Raw genomic sequence first — 7019 nt, 5'->3', positions numbered from 1 at the left:
CAGAGCATATATTTGAAGATCCTGAATAAAGTTCAGGATGACCTAAGATTATTTATAATAAAAACCCTGCAAATGAAATGCAGGCGTTTAAATTGTTTAAACGCCTGCAATGCTGGTTAGGAATATGAATAATGTGATTATAATTTACCCTGATTAAACATATCCTCTTTAATCGCTGGATTATTATATTGCACATTAGTTACGAAAACTTCAGTTCTGCCTAAATTCTGTCCGTTTTTATCCACTCGGTACATTACAGCTTTGTATGGTGTTATAATACCATCAACCTTTTTCAAATTATAGTTTATTAAGCGTTTGTACAGATAGCCATCATAAAAAATATCTATACGCACGGCAAAGTACTGAAATTCACCAGACTTTATAATGAAAAAAATTGCTTTATCATAAATACTTTTACCGGGTTTTGGTTTTGCTTCTATTTTGTAGCATTGGTATCCCTCTATAGTTTCTTCGCCAAGTAAAGTATATTCGTAATCATCAATATTTCGCGAACGGAGGTCTTCATAAAAGATATGTGAATTAACAAACGCGCCGCTGCGATCACCCGATGATATGCGTTTTACTTTACCATTTGGCATTTTTACCCACTGTAAATCTTCTCCACCTCTGTGTGTATGAGTTAATACTTTAGTAATATCACCACTTGGCTCTTCCTTTACTACTGCCAGCACTTTTTCATTTTGTCCAACCTTCATTGCCATGAGTTCAATTGTTCGCTGTAATGTATCACCACCTTTGTAAATAACCATTGAAGCTTTGCTGATTGCAGTTTTGGGTTCAGGCAGTGCATCCGACTTTTCCATAATTTCTCTGCCTGTGAGTGCATACGCAGTAACTATCGCACTGCAAAAAAGAACTAAAAGACTGTAAACTAAAAATTTTTTCATTTTGTTCCTCCTGTTTAGTGATATGAATAATGTTGAAACATCATTCAGATTCAAATTCAAAATATTTGCCTAAATTAAAATATTCCAGAATCCTTGATGAATGTTGTGCTGGCGACAAATCAAGCTTAAGCAAATTAATTGTTGCCGGTAAAAATAACAGCGCACCTAATGTAGTGGTAATCATTGTGGTTGCTAGCAATATTGAAAAATAAATGACTGGCTTAAAACTTGAGATGACTAAAACCAGAAAACCAAATATTAATGCAACAGACGTATACACTATGGCAACTCCGGCCTGGTTGAGCGTTTTAGTGATGACCTCTTTTTGCGATAGCTCTGGAGAATTAAAGTGCCTGTAGGTATTCAAAAAGTGTATGGTGTCATCAATCCCTATTCCAATTGTTATGGCTGCTATGATTGCAGTTGCCATGTCAAGACGAATCCCTAAAAAACCCATGACACCAAAATTCAAAAGTACTGCTGTGCTTATTGGTATAAGCGAGACAAATGCTGCTTTTATATTGTAAAAAATCAAAAGGACAACTATGAAAATGCTTAAAAGACTCAATGCCAAACTCATAACCTGTCCCTGCACAATATACTCTGACATGCGTACAAGCACTTTTGGTTCGCCGGTGATTTTAAAGCTACAGCCTTCAGGGAGATTATGTTCAAGGTATATGCGTATTTTGTTTATAATATGATGCATGGTATTGGAGCTCAAAAATTTGCCCTGTTTTTCCCACAGGCGTGCAAAGATGTTTACTGTAGTAAATTTTTTATCCACGTAGGGTTCAAACTCATCAGCAAGACCGTTATCATTGTCGTCCTTACCACCATAAAGATCAATGTAGCTGTCTACATCCTGTACAGTATTAGGTATTGAATAGTAATTAAAATCATTATTGTGCATTGCCAGATTAATGGTTTTGATAAAATCAGTGAATGCATCAGTCCTGCCAATATTAAGATCATCATTTTGTTCAGCAACAAGCCAATTTCTGAAACTATCGACAAACTGTAAAAACTTTGGGTCTTTCACTCCATCGGGCTTTCCTGTATCAATCAAAATGTTAATACCGGCAGATCCACCAAACTTTTGGCCAACTATTTTTGAGCTTGTGAGGATATAGTCACCTTCCTTAAAATATGCATGAACCGAAGTTTCTACTTTAACTTTTGACATGCCAACAAATGCAGTGATTAACGCTACCAGTAGTATGCCCACAACCAGTGCACTGTTATCAACTGCCAGTGTTGCAAGCCTATTTACAATCTTTTCTACCAGGTTTAGATTGCTTATGTATGATAGTATCTTTGACTGAAACTGCAATTTTTTTTCCTTTTCGGGTAGCAACACAAGAACTGCAGGAATAAGTGTAAGTGAAATAATTACAGCAGAAAAGACACCCAATGCAGCAAAAATACCCATCTCACGAATTGATGAAACCTGATTGGTGGATAGGGTAAAAAATCCTATAAATGTAGTCAGACCAGCAAGCATAACAGTCAAAGAAATGTGCAGCAACGATGATTGTATAACTGTGTATTTATTGGATACCAAGCGATGTTTTTTTTCTTTGTAATATTGATTCAATATATGGATTGAGTATGAACTGCCAACTGCTGCCATAAGAGGCGGTAGTGATACGCCAATGACATTAAGTTTAAAGCCCAAATGGCCCATAAGGCCTATCACCCACAGGTCAGCAAGCACTATAGTTGAAAAAGGAAGAAGCATACCACGTACAGATCTGAAATTTAGATAAAATACAATAAGCATCGCAACTAACACTAGTGGCAAAAAGCGCTCAAGGTCAGTTTTCATGTAATCATTAATTTCATGATGTGTGACCGGCATGCCCTGCAAAACAATTTCCACATCTTTCTGATATAGTGAAGTGATGCTGGCAATTTCTTTCACTAAGGGGTCATATACAGGCTGGTCAACAAGACGCAGTAGTATTCCAAAGTCTGTGATGGTACCGTTTGCATCTTTCACATAGATGCCTTTTTCAAAAGCAGGATTGTTTGTCAGACGCTTTTTAAATTCAGCAATCTCTTGGGGTGATTGTGGAATTTTGCGTTTTCCAAATTCATCCTTTTCGACAATGTCCCGAACATATAGCGTGTCATTCTGTCCACGAAGATCTTTCATAGTAAATGGTGAGATTATTAAATCAATAGTTTCATTTCGTTTTATTTCTATTGTTTTTGTAAATTTTTTGATAATCTTTTTTATATGCCGTGGTGATAGTGCCTCATCTTCAATCTTAAGTTCATGGAGTGTCCGCTGTAAATATCGTATGAAGACAGGATCATTTTCAAATGTTTTATATAGATTTTGTTTTGTTACAGTAGTGTGCGATAGCTCCTGTAATAGGGAAAGCCTGCGCATTTCCTTTGCTTCATCAAACTTCTGGTATTCTTCAAGGTCCTCGTGAAGATGTGATACTAGCATTAAGATATGTGGCTGGAGCATGTCACTGGCATTTACGTCGATAATTATAAACTTTCCAGTGTTACCATAAATCTTTTTGACCTCTTCATTTAACAAATATTCCGGGTCATGTTTTGGCATGACAGCTTCCATTGAACTGTCAAACTTGATTTTAAATACCCCGCTTCCCAGAATAATAGTAATAGCTATGATTATTGCTAATACTGATTTTGGATAGGTGAGTACTATGTTCAGCAACTGTTTCATACACATTTCCTTTGATAGTTATTTGTGATTATTCCGGGTTTTAACCGGAATCTTTCCCTCATAATAGATACTGAATCAAGTTCAGCATGACTCAATGGCATCATTTTTCTGAGCTAGACTTAAAATCTCTTTTTTTAACAGAGATCTTGAATCAAGTTCACGATGATATCTTTGCAGGCTTAAACCTGTCCCCCACAAAAACCAGCATTCAAGATGACTATTGTTACGCTCCATGTACTGCAAAACCTTTAAAACTAATATGTGTAATTTGAAAATCGCACTGTTTTATTTAAAATCGTAGTACCATCACCCAATGGTAAAGGGAGTTTTATAGGATAATATACAATAAAATATCCCCAGTAAAATCCTATCCGTTCGCCATCATCAGGTTTGCCATTACCATTGCTATCAAGCACAGCTAGTACCCATACATTGTTAATGAAAAGTTGTCCATCTTGTTTAGCTGGGATAGAATCCAGCAGTGCGGGTATTACAGGCATAGTATAGTATACAGTAGTGTTGGATCCTGATGGCCGATTTATGCGCACAGTAGTTGTTGCAATAATTTTATCCATATCAAGATTGTATGTTCCATTTTGTAAAAATTGTTGGGCAATGTCATTTGTTTCGTATACTGCAACACATAACACTTTAGTTCCATTTGCAAATTGGGTATCATTCAGGCTCCCTTTTTCAAGCTGGAATCGAATTGATGCATTATGATTATATATATTTCTATTAAGTGCAAATGAATAACCGTTTTGTCCATTGAATAGATATTGTTGGCCACTTTTTACCAATTGGTTATCACCTTCCTGCAATGTAACCGTATATGCAAAATTGCTTTTATTCACAACAAATCCCAGTTTATCACCCTCAGTTGCATTTGGCAGTCCACTTTCATAATCCCTATCCCACAATGCAAATATAAACACTGAATCACCCGGAGTAAACTTACTTCGTGAGAGGGTCAGAGCAAAGGTGTTTCCTCCCTGTGGTACCCGCATATAGTCAAATGTCTGAGTGTTTAAGTTCTGTATGTTGGCAAATACCTCATTGGGGTCAGAGCCTTTGGCTACCACAATAAATATGGGCTTTGTGGTGGGGTCAGAGCTATAACCTTCTGGAGCGTCAAATTGTCCAGTGATGGTGAGTGGCGGTTCACCTGTTTCAGGTTCACCATAGATTGGCATAAGAAACTTAATTGTAGAAGCTGAAACCACTCCGTGCGGTACTGTTACGGTCACAGGCGTGTTACTTCCCGATTCTACTGCAAAACCAATTTTGTCACCTTCATCTGGGATACCGTTATTGTTTACATCAAGCAATGCTATCACGTACACTCCGCCAACTGGAACATTGTATCCGTATGGCATGACAGGCAGGGAAAAACTCACAGGGTATGCCGGCTTTGCAATTTTTTTGTATGCGATTACAGCGTTGATATCAATATCAGAAAAGTTGCTTGAGTTAAAATCGCCAGCATACGCAATCAGGATCACATTTCCACTTTCAGTGCCATCAAGTATGCCAATTATTGTTGCATCAAAATCATACTGTTGCCTATTTATGAGGATATCAGCTCGTCCATCAACCCCCACTGTATATGAAAGCTTGAAGCCATTATTAAAAAATCCAACAGCATCACCGGGTGTTGGGAATGGTATGCCGCCGGTATAGTCATTATCTATAAATGCAAATAGGAAGACCTCATCGCCTGCTTTTAATCCATAGTCTTTACATTCAATTGAATACGAACCTGTAATATCAGTATGTATGACGGCTATAATAGTGTTGGCAGGGTCATTCTGTATAGCTTCCATGTTGCTGTCTCTTGCAATGGCAACAAACAAAGGTGCATCTGCATTTCGTGTAATTGTATCATCAACAGTCACAGAGCCGGCAATGACTGCATGTTCTTCTTGTAATGCTCCGCATGAAGAAAATAGTATCACAGTAACTATCGCCAAAAATATATTTTTAAAATTCATACCCAATCCTCCCTGTTATACAATCATTGTTTGTATACAGCGCAAAGTAGGAATCGTCGGTCATGTGTAAATAAATGTACGATACATCAAAGAAAATACCGCTATCCCAACGATACATTACGTTTGGAATTATCATATAGCTTGAGGTTTGTGTTTCAATGAAGGAGCTAACTTTAATATCAAGCTTATCATTAAGGAAACTATCTTGTAGACGTAGCACAACAATATCCGAAAGCATTGGCTTCATGAGCGTAGTATCAAAAAAGTGCGACTGGCTCCATTCAAAGGTAAAAACACATTGCCCCTCATGTTCTTTGAAATAATCGCGTATGGGTATAAAATAATTAAAACCAGCTGAGTAGGTTACAAAATGGCTTTTGCCAGTTTTGTAAGGGAGTAATGTTTGTAGCTGTGCAGCGTTAATACTTTTCAAGTCTACATCAACGACGCCAGTTTTATCGGGTGCGTATACTGCTTCAACCTGAAATACAAAATCTTTGTACGATTTTGAAATGGCGCTGCCCACCATATTCACTATTGCATATTTGGGCTGTACTACAATTGAAACGGGCTTGTTTGGCTCCAGTATGGTCCTTACTGGCACAAGGTAAGGTTGAGTATCGGGGCCATGGTAAGCACTTACATGCACATCAAAGCCTGCAATATTATGGTAGTACCGTGCACCAATTCCTGCATTGGTAATAGTGGGGGTCAGAGCCATAGGTTTGGCGATAGTTACTGGGAAAGGGCCCTCATGTACATTTAGCTGCCAAAATGAACCTTGCGGTGGCATCCTCAGCGGAACATGCAGCGGGGTGAAAACAAGCTCGAGTGTGTCGTTGCCTAACGTGATAAGCATTGATAACGCAGGCACGCCCATTTTCATTTCTGTATCTTCGTCTTTGAAGAGGAATTCGCGAAGGTCGTAGGGGTTGTAGTATGCTGTGGGGTTAAACGCATCTGCAGTACCCCATGAAAATATTTGATTGCCCGCTCTCAGGCGAAGTGAACCTATTTCATAATTTATAAAACATTCGCGGAAATTAATTTCTGCATTTGAAGATGTCAGTGTGCCATTGCGCAGTATTTCATTTTCAGAGGTATATGCATACCCAGGATTAATATTCTCATTTATCAGGTTAGGTAATACATACATATTGCTGTCAACGTAAACATAGAATGAGTCTTTACCGTATTTGATAGTGGTATTTACTTTCAGTTCATCTTTTTTAAATATATCGCCTGTTTCCTGATGGGGATAGGTGGAGGTGGTGGTGTCAATTTCAAGCAATCCTTTAATGTTAAAGGATGGTTTGTCATCCACAGAAAGCAAGCTGAAAGTGTCCTGTGCAAAGGCAACCCCACTTGCTATCACAGTAACTATCGCCCATAAAAATGGAAATGCTTTCATGG

At 38.0% G+C, this 7019-nt stretch carries 4 protein-coding genes; all 4 read right to left on the bottom strand.

The window, feature by feature from the left end; translation table 11 throughout:
* Positions 1–137: 137 nt before the first annotated feature.
* Positions 138–908 carry an outer membrane lipoprotein-sorting protein gene (locus N3F66_09515; GenBank protein ID MCX8124389.1) on the bottom strand — a complete coding sequence of 257 codons (771 nt, stop codon included), beginning with the start codon at positions 906–908 and terminating at the stop codon, positions 138–140.
* Positions 909–948: 40 nt separating this feature from the next.
* The gene (locus N3F66_09510) at positions 949–3615 is read right to left on the bottom strand and encodes an efflux RND transporter permease subunit (protein ID MCX8124388.1); all 2667 of its coding nucleotides are present in this window, start codon (positions 3613–3615) and stop codon (positions 949–951) included.
* Positions 3616–3869: 254 nt separating this feature from the next.
* The gene (locus N3F66_09505; GenBank protein ID MCX8124387.1) at positions 3870–5606 is read right to left on the bottom strand and encodes a hypothetical protein; all 1737 of its coding nucleotides are present in this window, start codon (positions 5604–5606) and stop codon (positions 3870–3872) included.
* Positions 5596–7017: a hypothetical protein gene (locus N3F66_09500; protein MCX8124386.1), complete on the bottom strand. Its 1422-nt coding sequence runs from the start codon at positions 7015–7017 to the stop codon at positions 5596–5598. Before N3F66_09500 ends, N3F66_09505 begins: the two co-directional genes overlap by 11 nt.
* Between the last annotated feature and the right edge of the window lie 2 nt (positions 7018–7019).

The sequence above is a fragment of the Spirochaetota bacterium genome (genome assembly GCA_026414805.1).
Lineage (GTDB): Bacteria > Spirochaetota > UBA4802 > UBA4802 > UB4802 > UBA4802.
This window is presented reverse-complemented; position numbering and strand designations above follow the sequence as displayed.